This is a genomic window from Pseudomonas sp. B21-047 (genome assembly GCF_024748775.1).
Taxonomy (GTDB): domain Bacteria; phylum Pseudomonadota; class Gammaproteobacteria; order Pseudomonadales; family Pseudomonadaceae; genus Aquipseudomonas; species Aquipseudomonas capeferrum.
This window is the reverse complement of record NZ_CP087169.1, coordinates 1142357-1165430: the sequence shown is the minus strand read 5'-3', so window position 1 is coordinate 1165430 and position 23074 is coordinate 1142357. Positions and strand designations below refer to the sequence as shown.

Annotated in this window: 22 protein-coding genes; 7 read left to right on the top strand and 15 right to left on the bottom strand. The window is 65.1% G+C overall.

What is annotated here, in order from left to right:
- The first annotated feature begins 91 nt into the window (after positions 1-91).
- From LOY26_RS05325 to LOY26_RS05315, 3 genes are all read left to right on the top strand, one after another.
- On the top strand, positions 92-901 hold the full coding sequence (locus LOY26_RS05325) for an inner membrane protein YpjD (protein ID WP_033700961.1): 810 nt from the start codon (positions 92-94) through the stop codon (positions 899-901).
- Positions 902-910: 9 nt separating this feature from the next.
- Positions 911-2116: a transporter associated domain-containing protein gene (locus tag LOY26_RS05320; RefSeq protein WP_186654336.1), complete on the top strand. Its 1206-nt coding sequence runs from the start codon at positions 911-913 to the stop codon at positions 2114-2116.
- 278 nt (positions 2117-2394) lie between these two features.
- Entirely contained in the window at positions 2395-3696 is a 1302-nt protein-coding gene (locus LOY26_RS05315) for an MFS transporter (protein ID WP_186654325.1), read from the top strand.
- Between the two features lie 38 nt (positions 3697-3734).
- Here LOY26_RS05315 and purT read toward each other — a convergent pair whose 3' ends face one another.
- The 5 genes from purT to LOY26_RS05290 form a co-directional block, all read right to left on the bottom strand.
- On the bottom strand, positions 3735-4916 hold the full coding sequence (gene purT, locus LOY26_RS05310; protein ID WP_047581517.1) for a formate-dependent phosphoribosylglycinamide formyltransferase: 1182 nt from the start codon (positions 4914-4916) through the stop codon (positions 3735-3737).
- A 76-nt stretch (positions 4917-4992) separates the two neighbouring features.
- Positions 4993-5460: a VUT family protein gene (locus tag LOY26_RS05305; protein ID WP_033700966.1), complete on the bottom strand. Its 468-nt coding sequence runs from the start codon at positions 5458-5460 to the stop codon at positions 4993-4995.
- Positions 5461-5539: 79 nt separating this feature from the next.
- On the bottom strand, positions 5540-5746 hold the full coding sequence (locus LOY26_RS05300) for a DUF1289 domain-containing protein (RefSeq protein ID WP_033700967.1): 207 nt from the start codon (positions 5744-5746) through the stop codon (positions 5540-5542).
- Positions 5739-6263 carry a gamma carbonic anhydrase family protein gene (locus tag LOY26_RS05295; protein ID WP_033700968.1) on the bottom strand — a complete coding sequence of 175 codons (525 nt, stop codon included), beginning with the start codon at positions 6261-6263 and terminating at the stop codon, positions 5739-5741. The genes LOY26_RS05300 and LOY26_RS05295 overlap by 8 nt, the downstream gene beginning before the upstream one ends.
- 57 nt (positions 6264-6320) lie before the next feature.
- Positions 6321-6920 (bottom strand): CoA pyrophosphatase, encoded by a 600-nt coding sequence (locus LOY26_RS05290; RefSeq protein ID WP_033700969.1) that lies wholly within the window; start codon positions 6918-6920, stop codon positions 6321-6323.
- 125 nt (positions 6921-7045) lie between these two features.
- Here LOY26_RS05290 and LOY26_RS05285 point away from each other — a divergent pair, with 125 nt between their 5' ends.
- The 4 genes from LOY26_RS05285 (at position 7046) to LOY26_RS05270 (ending at position 14568) form a co-directional block, all read left to right on the top strand.
- Positions 7046-7597, top strand: coding sequence for an NUDIX hydrolase (locus LOY26_RS05285; RefSeq protein WP_033700970.1), 552 nt, complete (start codon positions 7046-7048; stop codon positions 7595-7597).
- A 21-nt stretch (positions 7598-7618) separates the two neighbouring features.
- On the top strand, positions 7619-8173 hold the full coding sequence (locus LOY26_RS05280) for a murein L,D-transpeptidase family protein (RefSeq protein ID WP_033700971.1): 555 nt from the start codon (positions 7619-7621) through the stop codon (positions 8171-8173).
- A 161-nt stretch (positions 8174-8334) separates the two neighbouring features.
- The gene (locus tag LOY26_RS05275; RefSeq protein WP_186662954.1) at positions 8335-10014 is read left to right on the top strand and encodes a ShlB/FhaC/HecB family hemolysin secretion/activation protein; all 1680 of its coding nucleotides are present in this window, start codon (positions 8335-8337) and stop codon (positions 10012-10014) included.
- 27 nt (positions 10015-10041) lie between these two features.
- A complete protein-coding gene (locus tag LOY26_RS05270; protein WP_258714469.1) occupies positions 10042-14568 on the top strand; it encodes a hemagglutinin repeat-containing protein in 4527 nt (1508 codons plus the stop codon).
- A 122-nt stretch (positions 14569-14690) separates the two neighbouring features.
- Here LOY26_RS05270 and LOY26_RS05265 read toward each other — a convergent pair whose 3' ends face one another.
- The 10 genes from LOY26_RS05265 to gspD are packed head-to-tail and all read right to left on the bottom strand — an operon-like array spanning position 14691 to position 23067.
- Positions 14691-15350: a general secretion pathway protein GspN gene (locus tag LOY26_RS05265; protein WP_186654316.1), complete on the bottom strand. Its 660-nt coding sequence runs from the start codon at positions 15348-15350 to the stop codon at positions 14691-14693.
- Positions 15347-15733, bottom strand: a complete 387-nt coding sequence (gspM, locus tag LOY26_RS05260) for a type II secretion system protein GspM (protein WP_186654313.1) — start codon at positions 15731-15733, stop codon at positions 15347-15349. The genes LOY26_RS05265 and gspM overlap by 4 nt, the downstream gene beginning before the upstream one ends.
- A complete protein-coding gene (locus LOY26_RS05255; protein ID WP_258714468.1) occupies positions 15730-16815 on the bottom strand; it encodes a GspL/Epsl periplasmic domain-containing protein in 1086 nt (361 codons plus the stop codon). Before LOY26_RS05255 ends, gspM begins: the two co-directional genes overlap by 4 nt.
- Positions 16812-17402 carry a type II secretion system protein gene (locus LOY26_RS05250; protein ID WP_186654307.1) on the bottom strand — a complete coding sequence of 197 codons (591 nt, stop codon included), beginning with the start codon at positions 17400-17402 and terminating at the stop codon, positions 16812-16814. The genes LOY26_RS05255 and LOY26_RS05250 overlap by 4 nt, the downstream gene beginning before the upstream one ends.
- Complete coding sequence (locus LOY26_RS05245) at positions 17399-17767, bottom strand: type II secretion system protein GspI (RefSeq protein ID WP_186654303.1); 369 nt, start codon at positions 17765-17767, stop codon at positions 17399-17401. The genes LOY26_RS05250 and LOY26_RS05245 overlap by 4 nt, the downstream gene beginning before the upstream one ends.
- The gene (gene gspH / locus LOY26_RS05240) at positions 17764-18201 is read right to left on the bottom strand and encodes a type II secretion system minor pseudopilin GspH (RefSeq protein ID WP_258714467.1); all 438 of its coding nucleotides are present in this window, start codon (positions 18199-18201) and stop codon (positions 17764-17766) included. The genes LOY26_RS05245 and gspH overlap by 4 nt, the downstream gene beginning before the upstream one ends.
- Positions 18202-18203: 2 nt before the next feature.
- Positions 18204-18638: a type II secretion system major pseudopilin GspG gene (gene gspG, locus LOY26_RS05235; RefSeq protein WP_033700983.1), complete on the bottom strand. Its 435-nt coding sequence runs from the start codon at positions 18636-18638 to the stop codon at positions 18204-18206.
- A gap of 17 nt (positions 18639-18655) precedes the next feature.
- Positions 18656-19858, bottom strand: a complete 1203-nt coding sequence (gene gspF / locus LOY26_RS05230; RefSeq protein WP_186654290.1) for a type II secretion system inner membrane protein GspF — start codon at positions 19856-19858, stop codon at positions 18656-18658.
- A 3-nt stretch (positions 19859-19861) separates the two neighbouring features.
- On the bottom strand, positions 19862-21310 hold the full coding sequence (locus LOY26_RS05225) for a GspE/PulE family protein (protein ID WP_186654287.1): 1449 nt from the start codon (positions 21308-21310) through the stop codon (positions 19862-19864).
- Positions 21310-23067: a type II secretion system secretin GspD gene (gene gspD / locus LOY26_RS05220; protein ID WP_186663049.1), complete on the bottom strand. Its 1758-nt coding sequence runs from the start codon at positions 23065-23067 to the stop codon at positions 21310-21312. Before gspD ends, LOY26_RS05225 begins: the two co-directional genes overlap by 1 nt.
- Between the last annotated feature and the right edge of the window lie 7 nt (positions 23068-23074).

Here is a 23074-nt window from a genome sequence, read left to right as displayed (position 1 = left end):
TGCACATCAGCCCTTGCTTGTAGCTTACGGCTTCCAGCTTGCAGCTCACTATGCCAAACTCCGTCTCTTTAAGGCTCGCCAACCAGGACTTATGTTCTCCTCACCCAGCCTCATCCCCAACCTGATCGCCGCCGGCCTTTATATAGCTGCGACCCTCTACCAGGGTTCGCACCTGGCCCAGGGCCGCAAGTCCGACAAACGGCTGCTGGGCTTGCTCGGTGCCCTTGCTGTGATCGCCCAGAGCGGCGCCCTGTTCTTCCAGCTGATCACCCCGCTGGGCCTGAGCCTCGACTTCTTCAGCGCCGCCAGCCTGATCGCCGTGGCGGTCATCACCCTGACCCTGCTGGCGTGCCTGCGCATCCCGGTGGAAAACCTGCTGGTGCTGCTGTTCCCGCTGGGTGCGGTCACGGCGCTATTGGCCCAGTTCGCGCCACCGGGCACCGTGCCGCTGATCAACGAAGAGCCCGGCATCCTCGCGCATATCCTGCTGTCGATCCTGGCCTACGGCCTGTTCACCATTGCCGTATTCCAGTCGCTGCTGCTGTTGCTGCAGGACCGCCAGTTGAAAAACAAACACCCGTCCGGGCTGATCCGCAACTTCCCGCCGCTGCAAACCATGGAAAGCCTGCTGTTCGGCTTCCTCTGGGCCGGCTGGTGTCTGCTCTCGCTGTCGCTGATTTCCGGCTGGCTGTTCCTCGACAACCTGTTCGCCCAGCACCTGGTGCACAAGACCTTGCTGGCCTGCGTCGCCTGGGTGGTGTTCAGTGTTCTGCTGTGGGGCCGCACCCGCCTGGGTTGGCGTGGCCACAAAGCGATCCGCTGGACGCTGGCCGGTTTCTGCCTGCTGATGCTGGCCTATTTCGGCAGCAAGCTGGTCCGCGAATTCATCTTGCATATCTGACGGCCGCCCATGGACACCCTGCCGTACGCCCCGCTATTCGGCACCCTGGCACTGTCGCTGCTGTGGTCGGCGCTGTTCAGCGCCGTGGATGCCGCACGCCTGCAACTCAATGGTTCGCTGCGCAATGGCGACGACGGGCAAGCCCCCCTGCCCGCCCAGGCACTAGTGCTGTGCGCCAGCCTGGGCAAGCTGCTGGTACTGGGCCTGGCCTGCCTGATCGGCCAGCGCTACAGCGGCGAACACGGTTTCTGGCTGGCCGGCCTGGGCGCCACCCTGGCTTTGCTGGTGTTTGCCGAGTTCCTGCCGCGGCGCCTGGCGCGGCGTAACCCACAGGCGTTCGTCAGCCTGGGTGCCAACCTGCTGAAGGTGCCGTTGGCTATCCTCCAGCCACTGGCCTGCCTGCTCGATGGTTGCGCCAAGCTGATCCTGCGCCCGTTCCGTGCGCAGCCTACGGCGGTGGCCCTGCACCCACAGCAAGATGACGACTTCGACGAAGACGAAGCGCACGAGCCAGTGCGCCACGGGCTGCTCGATGGTTTGCAGTCGCTGGACAAAGTCACCGTCAACGACATCCTGGTGCCGCGCAACGAAGTCGATGGTATCAATCTGGACGAGCCGATCGAACGCATCATCGAGCAGTTGATCGTCAGCCGGCACACCCGGCTGCCGGTCTATCACAACGATATCAACCAGGTTGAAGCGATCCTCAATACCAAGCTGATCAGCCACCTGCTGCCCAGGGCAGAGCTGACCCTGGAGAAGCTGCACGGCGCCTGCTACGAACCCTACTTCGTTCCGGAAAGCACACCCCTGCAGATGCAGTTGCTGAACTTCCACAAGCAGCAACGCCGCCTGGGCGTAGTGGTGGACGAATACGGCGAGGTGCTGGGCATCGTCACCCTGGAAGACATCCTCGAAGAAATCGTTGGCGAATTCGAAGACGAACAGGGGCTGGACAACCCGCACGTACACCCCCAGGCCGACGGCACCTTCGTCATCGAAGGCACCGCCTCGCTGCGCGAGATCAACCGCACCCTGGGCTGGCACCTGCCTTGCGATGGCGGGCCGAAAACCCTCAACGGGTTGGTCACCGAAGCGCTTGAAAGCATCCCGGAAAGTGCGGTTTGCCTGAAGATCGGCCGATATCGCCTGGAAATCCTCGAAACAGAGGACAATTGCGCCAGCAAGGTACTGGTGTGGACCGTGACCCGCTAGCTATACTCGGGTCACGCTTACCCAGCCCCGCCGTCCCGCCTGCTACCCGCACCCGGCGGCCCACGGCCAGTCCGCACCACTGACACGCCCTGCGGCCCTGCTTCAATACCCCGAACAGTACCCGCGCCCGCCCCTACCCCCCCTGGGCTATCGTCAGTCGAGCGAGCAAAAGAACAATACGCTTCGGCGTCCGTGCAACGGTGCCTGCCCATTGAGGCAGCACGCACCCTCGCGGATCAAGCCCGTGGCGCACGACCAGACTGTTAGGGACCTACTTAATGACCACCAGCAGCACCTATGCCCAAGCGCCTGCCGCGCCGGTCAACTCGCCCGCGCGGGTGGCCACCGCCAGCTTCATTGGCACTGCCATCGAGTTCTACGACTTCTACGTTTACGCCACTGCCGCCGCGCTGGTGATCGGCCCGGTGTTCTTCCCCTCCGGGTCGGGCACCGCGCAGATGCTCGCGGCCTTTCTTACCTTCGGCATCGCCTTCCTCGCACGCCCGCTGGGTTCGGCATTGTTCGGCCACTTTGGCGACCGTATCGGCCGCAAATCGACCCTGGTGGCGTCGCTGCTGTTGATGGGCGTCTCCACCACCGCCATCGGCGTGCTGCCCGGCTATGACAGCATTGGCGTGTGGGCGCCGATCCTGCTTTGCCTGCTGCGCTTCGGCCAAGGCCTGGGCCTGGGTGGCGAATGGGGCGGCGCGGCGCTGCTGGCGACCGAAAACGCACCACCGGGCAAGCGCGCCTGGTTCGGCATGTTCCCGCAGCTGGGCCCTTCAATCGGCTTTTTGGCTGCCAACGGCTTGTTCCTGACTCTGGCCCTGGTGCTCAGTGACGAGCAATTCCGTGAATGGGGCTGGCGCATTCCGTTCCTGCTCAGCGCCGCCCTGGTACTGGTGGGCCTGTATGTGCGCCTCAAGCTCGAAGAGAGCCCGGTGTTCGCCAAAGCCATTGCCCAGCATGAGCGCGTGAAGATGCCGGTGGTCGACTTGTTCGCCAAGCACTGGGTGCCAACCCTGCTGGGTGCTGCGGCGATGGTGGTGTGCTACGCGCTGTTCTACATCTCGACGGTGTTCTCGCTCAGCTACGGCGTGTCCACGCTGGGTTACAGCCGTGAGACGTTCCTTGGCCTGCTGTGCTTTGCGGTGGTCTTCATGGCCCTGGCCACGCCACTGTCGGCCTGGCTCAGCGACCGCTACGGGCGCAAACCGGTACTGATCGTCGGCGGCCTGCTGGCGGTGGCTTCGGGCTTTACCATGGAACCGCTGCTGACCTCGGGCTCGACCACAGGTGTGGCGCTGTTCCTGGCCATCGAGCTGTTCCTGATGGGGGTGACCTTCGCGCCAATGGGGGCGTTGCTGCCCGAGCTGTTCCCGACCCACGTACGTTATACCGGCGCGTCGGCGGCGTATAACCTGGGTGGCATCGTGGGGGCTTCGGCGGCGCCGTTCTTTGCCCAGAAGCTGGTGAGCATGGGCGGCTTGAGCTGGGTGGGCGGGTATGTTTCGGTGGCGGCGGTGATCAGTCTGATTGCTGTGCTGTGCCTTAAAGAGACCCGGCATACCGAACTGTGAAGACGCTGGGGGCGCTTTGCGCCCCCAGCCATTTCAGATCAGAACTCGACCTTGACCGCCTGCGAAGCACGGGTCGCCTTGGCCCGCGCCGCTTCGATCGATTCGTCACGCGCCAGGCACACGCCCATACGGCGCTGGCCGTTGATTTCCGGCTTGCCGAACAGGCGAATGGCCGTATCCGGCTCGCTCAGCGCAGCACCAAGGTTGGCGAAGCTGGTCTGCTGCGATTGCCCCTGCGGCAGAATCACCGCCGACGCCGACGGCCCGAACTGGCGGACCACCGGGATCGGCAGGCCGAGAATGGCGCGGGCGTGCAAGGCGAACTGCGACAGGTCCTGGGAGATCAAGGTCACCAGGCCAGTGTCGTGCGGGCGCGGCGACACTTCGCTGAACCACACCTGGTCGCCTTTGACGAACAGCTCCACGCCGAACAGGCCACGCCCGCCCAGTGCATCGGTGACCGCCTTGGCCACTCGCTGCGACTCGGCAAGGGCCTTCGGGCTCATGGCTTGGGGCTGCCACGATTCCTGATAGTCACCTTTCTCCTGACGATGGCCGACAGGCTCGAGGAAGGTGGTGCCGCCGACATGACGCACGGTCAGCAGGGTAATTTCGTAATCGAAGTCGATGAAGCCCTCGATGATCACCCGGCCCTTGCCGGCACGCCCGCCTTCCTGGGCGTAGTCCCAGGACTGCTGCAGGTCGGCATCGCTGCGCAGCAGGCTCTGGCCCTTGCCCGATGAGCTCATCACCGGTTTGACCACGCACGGGTAGCCGACATCGGCCACGGCCTTGGCGTAGTCTTCGTAGGTATCGGCAAAGTGGTACGGCGAGGTCGGCAGGTCCAGCTCTTCGGCAGCCAGGCGCCGGATGCCTTCACGGTTCATGGTCAGCTGGGTGGCACGGGCGGTGGGCACCACGGTGAAGCCTTCGCTCTCCAGTTCGACCAGGGTCGCGGTGGCGATGGCTTCGATCTCGGGGACGATGTAGTGCGGTTTCTCGGCCTCGATCACCGCGCGCAGGGCGACGCCATCGAGCATGTTGACCACATGGCTGCGGTGCGCCACCTGCATGGCCGGCGCGTTGGCGTAGCGGTCCACGGCGATCACTTCGACGCCCAGGCGCTGCAGCTCGATCACCACTTCCTTGCCCAGCTCACCGCAGCCGCAGAGCAGTACACGGGTCGCGGTGGGCGACAATGGGGTTCCGATACGGGTCATTTCAGGTCCTCGAAGGCGTCCGGGGCTGCGCCAGGCTAAGCGCCGCCCGCTGAAAAAGGACCCGTATTCTACACCATCAACCGACCGCGGCAGCCCGCCGGGCGCGAAATGCCATGGCCAGCCACACGGCGGTGACACCGGCGAACTTCGAGGCCATGGCCGTGCCGATCACGGCAGGGGTCAGCGCGCCGATCATGCCGAAGAAAATGAAGGTATCGACCGGAATGCTCAACGCCGAGCTCAGCCACAGGCGGTCACGCAGGGGCCGACGGGTGATGCTGAACACCAGCCAGTCGATCAGCTCGGAAACGAAAAACGCCGTGGCGCTGGCCAGGGCGATGGCAGGCTCCGAGGTGATGTAGGACAACACCAGGGCCACCAGCATGGCGACCAGGGCGCCATGCCCGAACCGGGTCTGCACCATGTCGCGCAGGATGAACACCAGGCCACCCCAGGCGGACCAGATGATGTCCAGGTGCGGGGCGCTGGAGAAGGCGTAGTTGATCAGCACTACGCTGCTGATATAGGCGATGAGATAGAACATGGCGGGTAATCTGTGGGCAAGCCGTACAGATTACCGCTGGCTGCTTCGCGGGTAAACCTGCGAGGCAGCCAGCGCCGAATCATTGCCCCATGATCAACCCAGCGGCCACCGCCCGCTCATGGCACAGTTTCAGTACGGCGCGACGCTCGGTGTTATCCATCCGCCCCCAGCGACCGATTTCGGCCACGGTACGCTGGCAGCCGGTGCAGATATCCTGCTCGTCCAGCGCGCAGATGCTGACGCAAGGCGAAGCGACCGGGCGCTCGACGGCAATGACCTCACTCATCGTCAGCTACCAGCTCGCGCGCATAGCGCTGGGCATTGTGCACATAGTGCGCGGCACCGGCCTCGATCATGCGCATCTGCTGCTCGCTCAGTTCACGCACCACCTTGCCCGGCGAGCCCATCACCAGCGAACCGTCAGGGATCTCCTTGCCCTCGGGGATGAGCGCATTGGCGCCGATGATGCAGTGCTTGCCGATGCGGGCTCCGTTGAGGATCACCGCATTGATGCCGACCAGGCTGTAATCGCCGACCGTGCAGCCATGCAGCATGGCGTTATGGCCAACCGTCACGCCCTTGCCCAGGGTCAGCGGCGAACCCATGTCGGTATGCATCACGGTGCCGTCCTGGACATTGCTGTCCTCGCCGATGTCGATCAGTTCGTTGTCACCGCGCAATACAGCGCCAAACCACACGCTGGCACGGGCCTGCAGGCGCACATTGCCGATCACGGTGGCGTTGGGCGCGATCCAGCTGGTGGGGTGGCTGTCGACCCGCAGGTCGCCCAGGCGATATTTCATGCTCGCTCCTCAGGATAAACGGCGGCGGTTTGTAGCAGACGGCGGGGTGGGCCCCGCTCAGATCTCGATGTAACGCTCCGGGGGTTGATGCAGGCTGATGCCGGCGTCATACAGCAGGTTGACCAGCTCGACGATCATGATCGCCGACAACCCCCAGATCTTGTATTCGCCGTAGCGGTAACTGGGCACATACCAACTGCGGCCCTGGTAATCGATACGGTGAGTATGGTCACGCGGGTCCTGGCGGAAGAATTCCAGCGGCACGGTGAATACTGCCGCGATCTCGGCATCGTTGGCGCGATACTCGACGAAATCGGGAATAAGCCCGACGAATGGCGTCACTTTCAGGCCGTGCAGTGAGATCAGCGGGCTGAGCGGGCCAATCACTTCCACCAGCCCAGGGGGCAGGCCGATTTCTTCTTCGGCTTCGCGCAGGGCGGTAAACACCAGGTCCGGGTCTTCAGGGTCGCGCCGGCCACCCGGGAAGGCGACTTCGCCACCGTGGGTCGACAAGCCCTTGGCGCGCAGGGTCAAGACCAGTTCGGGCGCTTCGCTGCGGGTAATGGGCAAGAGTACCGCCGCTTCGGGAAACCGTCGGTCGGTTTCCAGTGATGCGGGTTCATGGTTGCTCATTCGGCGAAGTAGCTCGTCCAGCATTGCGCACTCTCGTATCCAAGGCCTGTCTTGCATGATGCACCAAAGCCGAGAAGCACCCAAGCCCTGTGCGCTTGCGGCCGCCCGGCTGCCACGCCAAGATAGCCCTGTCATAAGGGAAGATAAGCATGAAATTCTGCAGCGCGTGCGGCCAGCCGGTCATTCAGCGGATACCCGAGGGCGATAGCCGCCTGCGGTATGTCTGCGAGTATTGCCAGACCATTCACTACCAGAACCCCAACATCGTGGCGGGGGTCCTGCCCACTTGGGGTAGCCAGGTGCTGCTGTGCCGGCGCGCCATCGAGCCACGCCGTGGCTACTGGACCTTACCGGCCGGGTTCATGGAGAACGGCGAGACCCTCGACCAGGCCGCCCGTCGTGAAACCGTCGAGGAAGCCTGCGCCCAGGTCGGGCCCATGAACCTGTACCAGCTGTTCGACCTGCCGCACATCAACCAGGTGCATGTATTCTTCCGCGCCGAACTGGCCGACCTGCGCTTCGATGTGGGTATCGAGAGCCTGGAAGTGCGGCTGTTCGAGGAGCATGAGATACCGTGGGACGCGCTGGCTTTCCGCACCGTCACACGCACACTAGAATGCTACTATCGCGACCGCATCGGGCAGCACTACCCCATAGGCCATGAGTACCTGCCACCGATGAATGTCACGTCCACCACCTAACGTCATCAGGGATACCGTTTCATGCGCTGGTTGCTCGCCCTTTTCTGCCTTTGCGTTACCTCGGTGTCCCAGGCGGCCTTCACCGAGACCATCGTGCGCAAGCCCCTGCCGGCAGCGCAAACATCGTCGCCCTCGCAGCAGGCCATGCAACCGCTGATCGACAAGGTGCTGGTGATCAAGTCCGAGCGCCGCCTGCAACTGATCAGCCGCGGCGAACCGCTCAAGACCTACCGCATTTCCCTGGGCAAGCAGCCCAAGGGCGCGAAGGAACGCGAAGGTGACCGCAAGACCCCCGAGGGCCTCTATTGGCTGGACTGGCGCAAGCAGAGCGACCGCTTCAACCTGGCCATGCACATCTCCTACCCCAACATCAAAGATGCCGCACGCGCCACCCGCGAAGGCGTGAGTGCCGGCAGCATGATCATGATCCACGGCACACCGGTCAATGATGACTACCCCGAGTGGTACTTCCACACACTGGACTGGACCGAAGGTTGCATCGCCATGCGCAACCACGACATGCAGGAAGTCTGGGAGCTGGTCAAGGACGGTACATTGATCGAGATTCGTCCCTGACACGTCCTGCATGCCGACTCATCCTGTAGGAGCTTTCGCACCCTAAACGAGAACCCGCCTGACAGCCGCTTAGGCAGGGTACTGCATCCAAGCCAATCACTTAATTCTTAGCATCCACGCAGACGAATACGAAATCCGTACGTCCTCTGCGGGGTGCTTGAATGCCGTACCGAATTCTCATCATTGCCTGCAGGCTGCTGGTCTGCTGCCTGACCGGGGTGATGACCAGCGCCCAGGCATTGGCCGACGACCTGGCTAGCCAACAGTTGCGCGATCAGCAGCAAACGCTGCGGCAACTGGAACAGCAACAACGCCTTGAGCGCTGGCAACGGGTGCCTGCTGCGCAAGGTAATCAGCACAGTCAGAGTGCACAGACTGGCGACAGCCACTGCTGGGCGGTGAGCGGCGTGCGCCTGGCCGGCCATCGACACGTGTCGGGGACAGCACTGGAGGCGACCGTGGTGCCGCTGATGCAACCTTGCATGGGCATCGCCGATATCAACCGCCTGCTCAAGGCGATTACCCAGCGCTATGTCCAGGCCGGCTACCCGACCAGCCGCCCCTACTTGCGCCAGCCCCCCGAAGATGACGCCCCGCTGGATATCGTCATCAGCGAAGGTTTTGTCGAGTCGATCGAGCTCGGCGCCGACCTGCCCCTTTCCTTGCGCGGTGCTTTTCCTGGCGTACTGGGGCAGCCGCTGTACCTCCCGGACCTGGAGCAAGGTCTCGACCAGCTTAACCGCCTGCGTGCCTACGACTTGAGTGCCGACTTGCTCCCCGGCGAACTGCAAGGCGGCACCCGCGTGCGCGTTCAGCCCCACAAAGTCGCCTCGCGCTGGCATCTGGACGGCCGCCTGGACAACCGCGGCAGTGAACTGACCGGCCGCCATCGCCTGAACCTCGGGGTCGGCCTGGACAGCCCGCTGGGCCTAAACGACGACCTGCGCCTGTGGCTGGCCAGCACCGTCTTCGATGCGCCGGGCACCAGCACGGGCATCACGGTGTACTACAGCATCCCCTACGGTCCGTGGACATTCGCCTTTAACGCCAGCCAACTGCGTTACAACGCCCCCATCCCGCACGGGCAACAGACCAGCAGTGGCCGCAGCCGCTTCCAGGGCGTGAGCGCCGAGCGCGTGCTGTGGCGCAATCAGCAGGGCATGCTCAGCGCCAGTACTCGGGTGGACCGCAAGCAGATGGTCAACCGCACCGGCGGCGTTGTCGTCGACTTGCAGAGCCCTACCCTCACCAGCGTCGAGGCCGGCCTGCAGTGGCTCTGGCTCGAGAATGGGCTGTGGAACGGGTATGTGGGGGTCGCCCACGGCCTCAAGGGGTTGTCCAAGGACAACCCGGCCATGCGCAGCAACGGGCTGCGCAGCGATTTCGTCAAATACCGCGCCACCTTTCTGCACCTTCGCCAAGGCGCAGCGCCTCAGCCCTGGCGCTGGCAAAGCGAACTCGGCCTGCAGTACAGCCCCGACCCACTGCCCGCCGTCGAACAACTGCTGGCCAGCGACGACTCGGCGGTACGCGGCTTCCGCCTGCACACCTACGCCGGCGCCACTGGCGCGGCCTGGCGCAACACCTTGAGCCGCCCGCTGAGCCCCGCCTGGGCGGCACCGTTGCAAGTGCGCCCCTACGTCGGCCTCGACCTTGGCTGGACCCAGCTCGCCAGCGACAGCCCCGTCCTGCGCCTGGCCGGTGCTGCGGCCGGCATCGAAGTGAGCCTGCCCGACAGTCGCCTGCGCCTCGATTATCAACGCGCCCTGTACACCAGCGACCGGCCCCGCACGCTTCTGGAGCCGGGCTTCTGGGTACTGGAGTGGCACCTGAACATCTGATTCACCCACAACAAAGAGAACGAGAACATGCAAACACTCTCGCAACTGACGTCTACCCACCCCAATACCTTGCGTTGGGCCATCTTCCTCGCCCTGCTCGGCTCCAGCACCGCGCAAGCCTCGGGCGGCCTGGAAGCTGCCAGCGGCCCTGCAGGCACCCCGCTCATCAACAACGGCCATGGCGTCCCGGTCATCGACATCGTTGCACCCAACGCTGGCGGCCTGTCGCACAACCAGTTCCTCGATTACAACGTCGGCAACCCCGGCGTAGTGCTGAACAACGCCACGCAGGCGGGCCAGTCGCAACTGGCCGGCGCCCTTGCAGCCAACCCGCAGTTCCAGGGCCAGGCCGCCTCGACCATCCTCAATGAGGTGATCAGCCGCAACGCTTCGCTGATCGAGGGGCCGCAGGAAATCTTCGGCCGCCCGGCCGACTACATCCTGGCCAACCCCAATGGCATCACCCTCAACGGCGGCAGCTTCATCAACACCACCCGCGCAGGCTTCGTGGTCGGCACCCCGGAATTCGAGGACCAGCAACTCAAATACCTCGACACCCTCAACGCCAGTGGCTCCCTGCAGGTACTCGACGACGGCCAGAGCAACAGCACCGGTGCCCTTGATCTGATCGCGCCGCGAATAGACAGCAAAGGCTTGCTCATGGCTGCCAATGAATTGAACGTCACGGTTGGCCGCAACCGCATCGATCACGCCAGCGGGCAGGTGGTCGAACACCTGCCCGGCGAACAGGGCAGTGTCGATGCCACCCTGTTCGGTGCCATGCGTGCCGGGCGTATCCGTGTGCTGAGCACCGCTGACGGCGCGGGGGTGCGCATGGGGCCGGCAAAGGTGCATGCCGGCGACGGTATCGACATCCATTCGGCCGGCGCCCTGCACATCAGCGGCAAGGCGGACAACCCCAGCGAACTGCACAGCGAACGGGGCGCACTGAACCTCAGCGCCGCGCATGACCTGACCCTGCGGGCCGTCGATGGGCAGGCGCAACAGGTGGTGGTCAAGGCCGGCCAGTCACTCACCCTGGATGCCGACAGCCTGGCAAACACCGAACACGACCGCGAAAACTGGAAGAAGAAGTTTCTCTTCGTCACCCGCGAAACCTACAACCGCGAGCGCACCACCACCCAAAACCAGCAGCACGGCACGCAGTTGCACGGCCAAGACAGCGTAATGCTGCAATCGGGCGCTGACATGCGCCTGGTAGCCGCCGACGTGAAGGCGGGCGGCGAATTGAACGTCGACAGTGGCGGCAAACTGGACATCGTGGCAGGCATCGACAGCCAGCACATCAAACAACAGGTACGTCACCGCAAGGACTTGTGGCGCGGTGACCGCGACACCGAGCAAACCCGGGAAACAGCCCGGGGCAGCACGTTGAATGCCGAGCGCATGGCCCTCACTGCGGCCGATACCCTCACGGTTCAAGGCAGCACGCTGCACAGCAACAGCGACATGCAGATCAAGGCGCGGCAAGTCGAGATCGGCACCACTGCATTGCAGGACAGCGGCACACAGCGCAACTACCGCGGCGACCTGGTCTCCGGGACTTTCTTCGGTGATCGCAAGGGTAATGACACGCAAGGGCAGACGGTGGTTGGCAGCAGTGTGACGGCAGACGGCAAGCTGAACATGACGGCTGACCAGGTCACCATCAAAGGTAGCAAGGTGCACGGCAAGGAAGATTCGGTGCTGTACAGCGAAAAGGGCCTGCTGGCGATCGAGGCCGACCACGGCAGCAGCACGTCGACTGACCATCAGGGCAACAGCAAACTGTTCGGCCTGATCGGCAGCGATCGCAAGGACACCACACGCAAGGACCAGGTACTGCTCAGCGACGTTTCGTCCAGCAGCAACCTGCGCCTGGCCAGCGCCGAGGAGCTACGCATCCACGGGGCAAGAATCGAAGCCGGCAAGCACCTGCAGGTGCAGGCCAAGGGCGACCTGACGATCGACAGCGCGCAGTCGCGCAGCGAAACACAAACCGATCAACAGCAACGCGGCTTCAGTGCCGGCGCCCGGCAGACCCAGGAGGCACAGGACGGCAAACCGCAATCACGCCAGTACGAAGCCAGCGTGGGCTACCAGGTCGCCAACACGACGGGCAAGGTGCAGGAAACAACGCAGGTCGCCAGCGAACTGAAAGGCGCTTCGGTCGATCTGCAAAGCGATGCCGACCTGCAGGTCAATGGCTCCAAGGTCGTGGCAAGCGCTGGCGACCTCACTGTGGCCGCCAAACAGGTCAGCCTTGGCGCAACCCGCAATGAACGCGAGTCCGTCAGCAACGACAGCCAGAGTGGAGGCAGCTTGAAAGTGACAGGGGGTATCGATCGACTGGGCAGCGCTTTCGCAGGCCATCACAACACCCAAAGCCAGCTCGAACGCGACAGCACCGTCCAACGCAGCGAGTTGCAGGCCAGTGGGGACGTGAAGCTGGACGCCGAGCGTTTGCTTACCGAAGCCGCGCGCGTCGAAGCTGGCCAGCAACTGAACGTAACCGCCAAGCACATCGAGAACCGTGCCGTGCACAATACCCAAGAGCGTGAAAGCGTCACCAACAACGGGGCAGGCAGCCTGGGCGCCAGCGTCGAATACCGTGACCTGACCCGCCCCATCGAACGGCTGGTGCTGGGCGAAGAGGCGGCGCGCTTCCAGCAGGGCTCGCCTGAAGACGCGATGGTGGCGCCAAGCGCCGGTGCCGACATGACCATAGACCACCTCAAGCGCCTGGAAAACCAACGCCGCGGCTTTGCCCAGGTGAGTGAGCTGTCGGGGGCTGCAGTCGAGGTCAAGGCCGATGTCATCGATGACCAGGGTACCGCGTGGAAGGCCAACGCCGGCAAGCTCTTGATCGATGCCACGCAGCACCACCTGAGCGCCGCCGAAAACACCCAGGCCGATACCGTACAGCGCCTGGCCTATGGCGGCGATGCCCGCGTAGACACCAGCACCGGTAACGATCTCAATGTACGCATTGCCGGTAAAGGCGGCTCGCTGGATAAACACGACCTGGCCAGTACCGCCGTGCCCGGCAGCCTCTATGGCCAACAGGGTATCCAGGTGCAGTTGGGCAGCGATGGCAAGTACGAGGGCACGCGCATCGACGGTGGCGACGGCGCTGTGGTGATGCGTAGCGGCGCCACGCTGTCGTTACCGCAGGCCACTGACCGTAACAGCCAGGCCTCAAAGCAGCTTGACGGTAATGCCTGGGCCAAGGTCGGCAACCGCCCCGGCAGCACCGGCGTCGACACCCGTGGCTACCTGGATCACAACCAGCAGAACAGCGCGCAGACCAAGGCGCAGGTGGCGCAGATCGATGCCAAGGGCGCTGTGCATCTGAGCAGTGAGGCAGACCTTGTATTGGAAGGCACGCGTATCGGCAGCCGTGAAGCCAAGGTCGGCGATACCTTGCTGGAGAGTGGTGGCCGTTTGCAGGTCACTGCGGCCAGCAATACTCAGCAGGCCAAGGGCGGCAGCCTGGGTGGCGGCCTGGAGCTGGCAGCCAAGACTGGCGCGACCAAGGGTGGCGCTGTCGGCGGTCACTTCAACCATGGCAAGCAGAACGAAGACGCCAGCCAGGCCGTCAATGCCAGCTTCGAAAGCGCGGGCAAGCTCACCCTCAGCAGCCGTGCCCGGGAGGACATCGCCGTGCACCTTGAGGGCCTGCAAGCCTCGGCCGAACAAATCGAGCTCAACGCCGCAAGCGGCGGCATGCTGATCGAAGCTTCAAGCGACCGCGAGCAACGCGACAACCTCGACATCACGGCCGGGGCCGGCTTCAACATGGCCAAGGGCGCTACCGATACCCTCGGCCTGCATGGCCGCGCCCAGGTAGCGCTGGACAAGCGTGACAACCACACGTGGAATGCCAGCCAACTGCGCGCCGAAAAAATCCAGTGGCAAAGCCGTGGCGACACGCGCATCGAAGGTGCCAGCCTGGAAGCCGGGCGCATAAACGGTGATGTTGGCGGCGACCTGCGTGTTGCCAGCCGCAAGGACCGCGTCGACAGCTTGAGCGTGAAAGGCGACCTGCGCCTGAGCCAGGAGAAGAACCCGCAGGGCTACACCAACGCCGCCAACGCGCTGGCTGGGCCGCTGAGTGACAAAATCGGCAAAAAAGCCGGCGCTGCCTTGAGCAAAGCCGATCCTGGTTTTTCCCCGACCTTGCGCCTGGAGGTCTCACACCAACAGCGCGACACCGTGACCAGGCAGGCCACGCTCAAGGGCAGTGAAGGGCTTGACCTCAAGGTCGGTGGCGATGCCCACCTGGTGGGCGCCCGGCTGCAATCGGGCAAAGGCGCTGTCGAGTTGAACGCCAATGCCGTTACCCGTGAAACCCTGAATGGCAGCGACTACCGCCGCGATGTGTCGATCGATGCGTCCAACTCGCCGGTGGACCTGGGCACTGCCGTGGCCGAGTTCACCAAAGGCAAGGGCGCTGCAGACGGTGAGAATGCGCTTGACCTGGGGCTATTGCGCACCAGCGGGCACAACCGCAGCGAGCAGTGGGTATCGAGCGTGCAAGGCAAGGCGCAGTAACCGTTGCCCGTCGACGCTTTCATGAACCCACCCATGATGTGGTGACTTGGCCGACCCCACAGATAAACCTTACAAATCAGTAAGATAGCGATCTATCAATGGCCGCGACCTCACTCAAGTGATTACCACCTGATCAGCCGCTGCCCCGCTGTCGCCTCTGGCCCCAGCCATTGCGCACCGCGCAGCAGCGGCGTCAGGGCGGCATCGGGCTGCAACGCGAGGGTGACCTGGGCCTGTCGCCCCAGCAGGTGCGCATCCACCTGCAACTGATGCTGCCCCTGCTGCGCCAACTGCCCCAGCACATGCCAACCACCTCGGCACTGCACCTCGAGCCATCCCTGCCCTAACCCCAACGACCAGGGCTCACTCAGCGCCAGGTCCGTGACACTGATACGCCCCTCGGCAGCCTGGCATCGCCGCCCCGCACCGTGCACCCGCAGCGTACCCTGCCATTGCCCAACCAGGCGATAGGCCGCAGGCACAGTCACCTGCGCCGCTGTGGGCTGAACGTCAAGGCGCCAACGCCAAGGCCAGCCTTCAACCCGCACCTGCCAGGCCTGCCCCTGAAAGCCCAATGCCCCTTGGCCCTGCAAACGCCAGGGCTGCACGGCCCACTGCAATGGCCCGAACGGCCCAAGCTGTGTCGCCTGCCCCTGCCACAAGCTGCCGCTCACTCCCGTTGCCGGCAGGCCGAACCCACGCACCAGCCAACTGGCCGGCAGCTCCACCAGCAAGGTCAGGACAAACACCCACAGCAGCCACGCCACGCTGCCCCGGCTCATGGCCGCAGCACCAGGTCAAAACGCAGGCCGTTGGGGGCGTGCTCCAACCCCCACTGCAACGGTTGCGCGCCCTCGCTCTGCAGCGAAACGACCCAGCCCAGCAGGGCCTGCTCATCGGCCACCTGCCCCTGCATGTGCCAGGTCTCACCCTGTGCGACCACCTCCTGCAACTCGATGCGCCGCGCTTGCGCCGACTGGTGCAGACGCTCCAAGCTCAGCGGCGCGCCCCCCTGCAAACCTGCCGCCGCCTGCGCCAACCCCCGCCATTGGCCAAGCGCGTGCCATTGCGCCAGTCCTTCGCGTACAACCAGCACGCTCGACAGCAGCGCAATCAGCCCCCCGGCCAGTGCCAGGCGATGGCGCTGAACCCAGTCCCGGTTCATGTCGCCACCTCCAGGTCGAAAACCACACGGGTCGACGATGCATCCCCGTTCACTTGCACCTGTGCCCCAACAGCACTGGCCATCTCGCCCCAGGGCGGTGCGGCCCCCTCCCCCTCCACGCGCACATGCCAGCGCTGGCCGTCGAAGCGCACGGCTTGCAGGCGCCAGCCGGGATGCGCTTGCAACCAGGCCTGCAAGCGCCCCTGCAAGTCTGCCAACTGACGCACACGCAATTGCTGTTGCAGTTCGGCTTCGCGCAGGCGCTTGAGCACCTGCGCCGCCTGCCGCGGCCCTGCCTGCTCGCCGGTCACGGCAAGCACCTGGGCTTGCCAGAGCTGCACATGGCGCCATTGCTGGGCCAACCACAGGCCGCCCCAGGTGCAGGCCAGCAGCAGGCAGGCGGCAAGCAGCTGACGCTGTGCTCGCGAGGGGCCAACAAAGGTGCGAGTTCGCCGCTGCTCGAACAGGCCAGGCAGGCTGTCGAGCGGCGCCAACTCGTCGGGCCAGCGCCCCTCGAGCGGCACCCTGCGCAGTTGCGGCCAGGGTTCGACCCGCACATCGCCCAGCGCATCAGGCCAGGCCAGCCAGCGTTCGCCCGCGCCTTCGCTCAGCCCCTTCATCAAGCTGAACCCGCCCGGCTTCTGCCAACACCAGGCCACACCCGCCTCAGGAACAGGCAGCAACTGAAATTCGGCCCAGCAACACTCGACCGACACCCCCCATTCCACACACTGCCCGCGCCAGCCCTCCAGATGCTGACGTGCCACGGTCAGTAGCCGCACCTGCCCGGCTTCACGGCCCAAACATCCACACACCACCTCATCCGCGCTCTGCAGCAAGCGGTCTTCAAGCAACAATGGCCATTCTTCACGCCTGAGCCCCGGCGGTGCGGGCAACTGGAAGTGGCTGCAGTGCTCGGCAGGCACGATCAACGCCACCCGCGCCTGCAGGTTCTCCGGGGGCTCGCCCTGCCCCTGGCGCTGCGCGATACCGCCCTCGACCAGCAGCCAGTCCCAAGGGCTGCCTGGGCGCAACAACAGCCAAGGCCGGGCCGGCGAACGTCGACGCCAATCAACCTTCATGAACGCCCCCAGGGAATAACGAAAGTGCAGACATACGGTGCTCCATCACGCTGCAGCTCCAGGCGCACACCACGGCCGGGGTGCGCCGGTTGATCGGAAGGCCAGGGTTGCCAGCGGCCGCCCTGGTGATACAAAACGTTCACCTTGCTCACCCCTTCAAGTTGCTCGCGCAACACCCAGCGCGCAGCAGTCGCGGCATACAGGTCGGCCGAACTCTCCAGCAACACACGCTGCTCGCGCGCCTCGAAGCGCAAGCGCTGGCGCTGTAGGCGCGACCCGCCTTCAGCTTCAGGCAGGCCGGTGGCAGCCACCCACAGCAGTTGGCCGTTCGCGGGTTGCCAATCGAACCAGCGGCTGGCCAAGGGCAGACGCTGTTCGTACACCCGGCGCAGCACCGGGCTGTCGAGGCGCCGCTCCAGCGCCAGGCAAAAATCCAGCACCGAGGTTTGCTGGCTGCTCACCTGCAACCGCTCACGCACCTTCAGCCAGCCGTTGACCAATGCCGCCAGCATGATGCCGAGCAGCGCGGTCAGGGCCAGCGCGACCATCAGTTCGATCAGGGTAAGGCCTGCCTGATGCCGCTTCATGGGCGCTCCAGAAAAACACTGTATTGGCCAAGCGGCAGCCGCTGGTCGCGGTCGCCGAACACCTGCAGTTCGCCCCGGCGCAGGTCACGCACGCCGGTGCGGCGCAATCGCATCTGCCAATGGCACAGCTGGCCGCCCTGGCTCAGTTGGCCGCCCACCTGGTTGCTGGTCGGCCAGTACTGTTCGACGACGAAACGGGCTTGCAGCTCGCGCGCGCACAGCAGGCCAAGGCGGTGCTGCTGCAGGTTGTCCTGCACCGCCAGGCGCTGGCGCAGGACCTGGCTGGTGATCACCGCCAGCACGGCGGCAATCGCCAGGGCCACGGTCACTTCCAGCAGAGTGAAACCGCGCTGCTGGCGCTTCATGGCAGTGGCGCCAGCTGTAGCTTGCCATCGCTGCGCCAGGCCCATTGCTGGCTGCCTTTGGCCCAGTGCCAGCGCACCGAGCCCGGCTGAGCCCAGCCTTGCGGCGTGAACAGAAGATGCGGCTGCGCGCTGGCGGGCCAGTCCGGGCGCAGGCCCTTGGGCCAGTCGCCGAGCGCGACGGTCTCGACCACCCAGGCGTCGCCCTCGCGGCGGACAAACTCCGGCCGCTGGCCAGTCCAGCGCAACCCGCGCAACTGCCCGGCATGGCGGGCCAGGGCCGCCTGGGTCCGGGTTTCGGCCGCCAGGCGTTGCAGGGCTTGGTCGACATTCGTCTTGCCGCTGTCGAGCCAGGCCACGGCCAGGCTGGACATCAACCCGGCGATGGCCAGCACCACCAGCAATTCGATCAGGCTGAAGCCTTGTTCACGGCGCACCCTTACAGCGCCCAGTTACCCAGGTCGGCATCCTGCCCTTCGCCGCCAGGCACACCATCGGCACCCAGCGAATAGACATCAACGCGCCCATGCTCGCCAGGCATGCGGTACTGGTACGGCGTCCCCCATGGGTCTTGCGGCAGGCGGCGCACATAGCCATCGCTGCGCCAGGCACGCGGCAGCGGCGCCTGCTCGGGCTTTTTCACCAGCGCAGCCAAGCCTTGCTCGTTACTGGGAAAACGCAGGTTATCCAGCCGGTACATGTCCAGCGCCTGTTCGAGTGTGGCCAGGTCTGCCATGACCTTCTGCCGCATGGCCTTGTCCTGGTTGCCCAGCACACTGGGTGCGACCACGGCGATCAACAGGCCGATGATGAAGATCACCACCATGATCTCCATGAGGGTGAAGCCACGCTGACGGTTACGACGATGCTGCATGGAAGTACTCCTTGTGTTCACAATTGCAGGCCCTGGTTGAGTTGCATGATCGGCAGCAGCACCGCCAGCACGATGAACAGCACCACGGCGCCCATCACCAGGATCATCAGCGGTTCGAAAAGCGCCATGGCGGTGTCCACCTGGCGGGCGAAACCGCGCTCCTGGTCGTCCGCCACCCGTTCCAGCATGTCGGCCAGGGTGCCGCTGGCCTCGCCGCTGCCGACCATGTTCACCAGCAACGGCGGAAACTGTTGGCAGGCATCCAGCGCGCGGTGCAGGCTGGTGCCGCCCTGCACCTGCTGGCGCACCTGCTCCATGGCCAGGCGGATACGCCGATTGGAAACTGTCTCGGTGGCCACCTGCAGGGCTTCGAGCAGGGCCACGCCGCTGCTGCTGAGAATCGCCAGGCTACGTGCCAGCCGCGCGCTTTCCAGCACCTGCAACAGGCCGCCCACACGCGGCAGGCGCAACAGCAACTCATCACGGCGCAGGCACCAGTGCGGCTTGCGCAGCAGCCAGCCACCGAGCAGCGTCAGCAGCATCGCCAGGCCCAGCAACCAGGGCCCGGCGTGCACCAGCCCCTGGCTCAGGCCGATCAGCAAGGCGGTTATCAACGGCAGGCTCTGCCCGGCGTGGGCAAACTGCTCGGTGAGCTTGGGCACCACGAAGGTCATCAGGCCGATCACCACGGCAAGCGACACCCCCATCAGCACACAGGGGTAGATCAATGCAGTACGCGCCTTGTGCTGCTGGCGTTGCACCTGCTCCAGGTGATCGGCCAGGCGCGTGAGCACCTGGGCCAGGCGCCCGGAGCGCTCACCGGCCTCGACCAGTGCACAGTACAGGCCGCTGAACGGCGCCCCCTGGCGGGCCAGGCTGCGCGCCAGCCCCAGGCCTTCAGCGAGCGAACCGCGCAAGGCCACCAGCACGCTGTGCAAAGCAGGCTGGCGCAATTGCCGTTCGAGGGTGGCCAGGGCGTCGACCAAGGGGATGCCCGCGCCGGTCAAGGTCGCCAACTGGCGGGTCAGTTCGCACAGTTGCGCACGGCTCAGGCGCTGGCGGCGGGGTTGCCGCACGCCTGCCTCGTGGCGCTGCAACTGGCGGGCGAACAGGCCCTGGTCACGCAACAGCTGGCGCGCATGGCGCTCGCTGTCGGCCTGCAGGCTGGCCTTGTGGGTCTTGCCGGCCAGGTCGACGGCTTGATAACGATAGGTCGGCATGGCTCAGCCCTGCACCACGCGCAGCACTTCGGCCAGGCTGGTCTCGCCACGCGCCAGGCAATCGCTGGCCATGGCTACCAGGCTGCGCCGACGGTCGGCCAGGTAATCCTGCATGGCTTGCTCACTGGCGCCGTCGTACAGCAGCGCGATCAGGCCGGCGTCCAGCTCGATGAACTCGTACAGGCCCAGGCGCCCGACATAGCCACTGCCCTGGCAGTGCTCGCAACCGACGGCGTGGTAACTGCTGCCCAGCGCACACAGCTCGGGCCACAAGTCACGTTCGGCGGTTTGCAGCGGCTGCGCCACCGCACACTGGCACAGCCGCCGCACCAGGCGCTGCGCCAGCACACCGCGCAGGCACGACGCGATCAGAAAGGGTTCGATGCCCATGTCACGCAGGCGGGTCACTGCCCCCACTGCGCTGTTGGTGTGCAGGGTCGAGAGCACCAGGTGGCCGGTGAGGCTGGCTTGCACAGCTATCTGTGCGGTTTCCTGGTCACGGATTTCGCCGAGCATGATCACATCCGGGTCCTGGCGCAGGATGGCGCGCAGGCCACTGGCAAAGGTCAGCCCGGCGCGTGGGTTGATGGCCGTCTGGCCGATGCCGGCGATGGCGTACTCCACCGGGTCTTCGACGGTGAGGATGTTGCGGCTGCCATCGTTGAGGCTGTTGAGGCTGGCGTACAGCGTGGTGGTCTTGCCCGAGCCGGTGGGGCCGGTGGACAGCACGATGCCATTGGGCCGCGCCAGGCAACTGCGCAGGCCTTGCAGCACGGCGGCCGGCATGCCCAGGTTGTCCAGCGCCAGCAGGCTGGCCTGCTTGTCGAGCACGCGCATCACCACCCGTTCACCGTGAATGCCCGGCAGCGTCGAGACCCGCACATCGACCTCGCGCCCTGCCGCCCGCAAGGTGATGCGGCCATCCTGGGGCTGGCGTTTCTCGGCGATGTCCAGCCGCGCCATGACCTTGATGCGTGACACCAGCATCGCCGACAGCGCCCGCGGCGGGCGCAGCACCTCGCGCAGGTGGCCGTCGACCCGCAGGCGCACCACCAGGCTCTGTTCGAAGGTCTCGATATGGATATCCGAGGCACGCAGGCGCAAGGCCTGGCCGAACAGCCCGTTTATCAGGCGGATCACCGGCGCCTCGTCATCGCTTTCGAGCAAGTCCTCGATGCGCGGCATCTCGCTCATCAGGCTGTCCAGGTCAACCTGGTCGCCGATACCTTCGATCAGCGCTGCGGTGGCCGCATCGCCGCCCTGATACAGCTGTGCCAGTTGTTCGTCGAATGCTGCGGGCTCCAGGTAGGCCAGCGCACCGGGCTGGCCATGCACCCGCAGCAGCTCCTGCAACACCTCGCTGTCAGCGTCGCGGCGCAGCCACAATTGCCAGCCGTCTTGCGCGGGGGTCATGGCCAGGCCTGCCTGGCGTGCCAGCCGATAGGGCAGCATCACCAGTTACCGCCGTCCAGGCGCGCCCGGCTGGCGGGGAACACCTGCAGCAGCGGCGTGGCGCCTTCAGCACCGGCAAGGTCCGGCAACTGCAGCGGGGTGGTCTGCTGCAGGGTGCGGTACTTGCCTTCGCTGAGCCCGGCCAGGCTCGGCCCATCGCGCAGGATGCGCGGGCGAATGAAGACCATCAGGTTCTGTTTGGTGTTCTTGCTGGCGTCGGAACGGAACAGGCGGCCCAGGTAGGGGATGTCACCCAGCAGCGGTACGCGCTGGTTGCTGGTACTCAGCTCGTCGCTGATCAGGCCGCCCAGAATCACCAGGCCATTGTCTTCGACCATGACCTTGGTCTTGATCTCACGCTTGTTGGTGATCACATCACTGGCAGCGCTGGAGTCGGCAATCGACGAGACCTCCTGGACGATGTCCAGGCGCACGCTGTTGTCGATGTTGATCTGCGGTTTGATCCGCAGCTTGACCCCGACCTCCTTGCGCTCGATGGTCTGGTAAGGGTTGGCGTTGTTCTGCGTCACCGAGCCGGTGACGAAGGGCACTTCCTGGCCAACCAGGATCGACGCCTCGGCGTTGTCCAGGGTCAGCAAGGTTGGCGTGGACAGCAAGTTGAAGCCGCTCTTGCCCTTGAGCGCATTGACCAGCATGGCGAAGTTGAAACCGCCGCCGAAGTGGCCGATGCCGGCAGTGGCCCCGGCGGTGGCAGACAACAGCTTGCCCAGTGCCTCGGTGTCTTCGCTGGCGGCAGCACCGGCGATGTTGGCGATGTTCACCCCGTTGCTGCCGAAGTTGACGATACCGGCACCGAACTTCTCGTCGGCGAACAGCCACTGCACACCCAGCTCCTGGGCACTGCTGTCGGACACCTCGGCGATGATCGCCTCGACCACCACCTGGGCACGGCGGATATCCAGCTGCTCGACGATGGCACGGTAGGCGGCCAGCTCGCTGTCGGGGCCGACCATGACTACAGCGTTGGTGCCCTCTTCGTATTCCAGGCGAATGCCCGAGCCACCGGGGGCGGCCATCACCGGCCGGTCCTTGGCTTCGCCCTCGGCCACGCCTTCTGCCGGCGCCATGCCTTCCTGGCTGAGCCCGCGCAGCACCTTGACCACTTCACTGGCCGTGGCGTGCCGCAGGTAGATGACTTGGGTACTGCTGCTGCCCGCCGTCTCGCTGGGGCGGTCGAGCTGATGCAGCAGGCTGGCGATGCGTTCGAGGTTGCTGCGCCAGTCGGTGACAACCAACTGGTGCGCCGCCGGGTACGGGGTGATCACCCCAACCCGTGGGTCGATCAATGGCTTGAGTATGCCAAGCACCTGCTCGGTGGCGGCGTTGCGCACATTGAATACCCGGGTCGCCACGCTGTCGCTGCCTTCGCCCTGCTGCCCGGCAGGCTCCACCGGCACCGGCTCCAGGCGCGCCGCCTGGTCGGGGACGATCTTCACGCTGCCATTGGGCAGGTCGACGGTGGCGTAGCCCTGGGCGCGCAGTTGGGCGAGGAAGATGTCATAGATGGCATCGGCGTCGTGCAGGTCGACGGTGCGCACGGTGACCTTGCCCTTGACCCGCGGGTCGACGATGAACGTGGTACCGGTGATGCGCGACACGCTGTCGATGAATTCACCCAGCTCGGTGTCGACGAAGTTCACCTCGTACATCGGCGTGCCGTCGTCATCGAACACCGGCTCCTCGGCGCTCGCAACCGGCAGGCCCACGGCCAAGGCCAGGCTCAGTGCAGCCGCCATGCAGTAT

Coding starts and splice junctions, on each gene's coding strand:
- LOY26_RS05295 (WP_033700968.1), bottom strand. CDS start 6,263: ATGAAATATCGCCTGGGCGACCTGCGGGTCGACAGCCACCCCACCAGC.
- gspF (WP_186654290.1), bottom strand. CDS start 19,858: ATGCCGACCTATCGTTATCAAGCCGTCGACCTGGCCGGCAAGACCCAC.
- LOY26_RS05290 (WP_033700969.1), bottom strand. CDS start 6,920: ATGCTGGACGAGCTACTTCGCCGAATGAGCAACCATGAACCCGCATCA.
- LOY26_RS05225 (WP_186654287.1), bottom strand. CDS start 21,310: ATGCTGCCCTATCGGCTGGCACGCCAGGCAGGCCTGGCCATGACCCCC.
- LOY26_RS05305 (WP_033700966.1), bottom strand. CDS start 5,460: ATGTTCTATCTCATCGCCTATATCAGCAGCGTAGTGCTGATCAACTAC.
- LOY26_RS05270 (WP_258714469.1), top strand. CDS start 10,042: ATGCAAACACTCTCGCAACTGACGTCTACCCACCCCAATACCTTGCGT.
- purT (WP_047581517.1), bottom strand. CDS start 4,916: ATGACCCGTATCGGAACCCCATTGTCGCCCACCGCGACCCGTGTACTG.
- LOY26_RS05280 (WP_033700971.1), top strand. CDS start 7,619: ATGCGCTGGTTGCTCGCCCTTTTCTGCCTTTGCGTTACCTCGGTGTCC.
- gspD (WP_186663049.1), bottom strand. CDS start 23,067: ATGGCGGCTGCACTGAGCCTGGCCTTGGCCGTGGGCCTGCCGGTTGCG.
- LOY26_RS05245 (WP_186654303.1), bottom strand. CDS start 17,767: ATGAAGCGCCAGCAGCGCGGTTTCACTCTGCTGGAAGTGACCGTGGCC.
- LOY26_RS05250 (WP_186654307.1), bottom strand. CDS start 17,402: ATGAAGCGGCATCAGGCAGGCCTTACCCTGATCGAACTGATGGTCGCG.
- gspG (WP_033700983.1), bottom strand. CDS start 18,638: ATGCAGCATCGTCGTAACCGTCAGCGTGGCTTCACCCTCATGGAGATC.
- LOY26_RS05300 (WP_033700967.1), bottom strand. CDS start 5,746: ATGAGTGAGGTCATTGCCGTCGAGCGCCCGGTCGCTTCGCCTTGCGTC.
- LOY26_RS05255 (WP_258714468.1), bottom strand. CDS start 16,815: ATGAAGGTTGATTGGCGTCGACGTTCGCCGGCCCGGCCTTGGCTGTTG.
- LOY26_RS05265 (WP_186654316.1), bottom strand. CDS start 15,350: ATGAGCCGGGGCAGCGTGGCGTGGCTGCTGTGGGTGTTTGTCCTGACC.
- LOY26_RS05275 (WP_186662954.1), top strand. CDS start 8,335: ATGCCGTACCGAATTCTCATCATTGCCTGCAGGCTGCTGGTCTGCTGC.
- LOY26_RS05320 (WP_186654336.1), top strand. CDS start 911: ATGGACACCCTGCCGTACGCCCCGCTATTCGGCACCCTGGCACTGTCG.
- LOY26_RS05285 (WP_033700970.1), top strand. CDS start 7,046: ATGAAATTCTGCAGCGCGTGCGGCCAGCCGGTCATTCAGCGGATACCC.
- gspM (WP_186654313.1), bottom strand. CDS start 15,733: ATGAACCGGGACTGGGTTCAGCGCCATCGCCTGGCACTGGCCGGGGGG.
- LOY26_RS05315 (WP_186654325.1), top strand. CDS start 2,395: ATGACCACCAGCAGCACCTATGCCCAAGCGCCTGCCGCGCCGGTCAAC.
- LOY26_RS05325 (WP_033700961.1), top strand. CDS start 92: ATGTTCTCCTCACCCAGCCTCATCCCCAACCTGATCGCCGCCGGCCTT.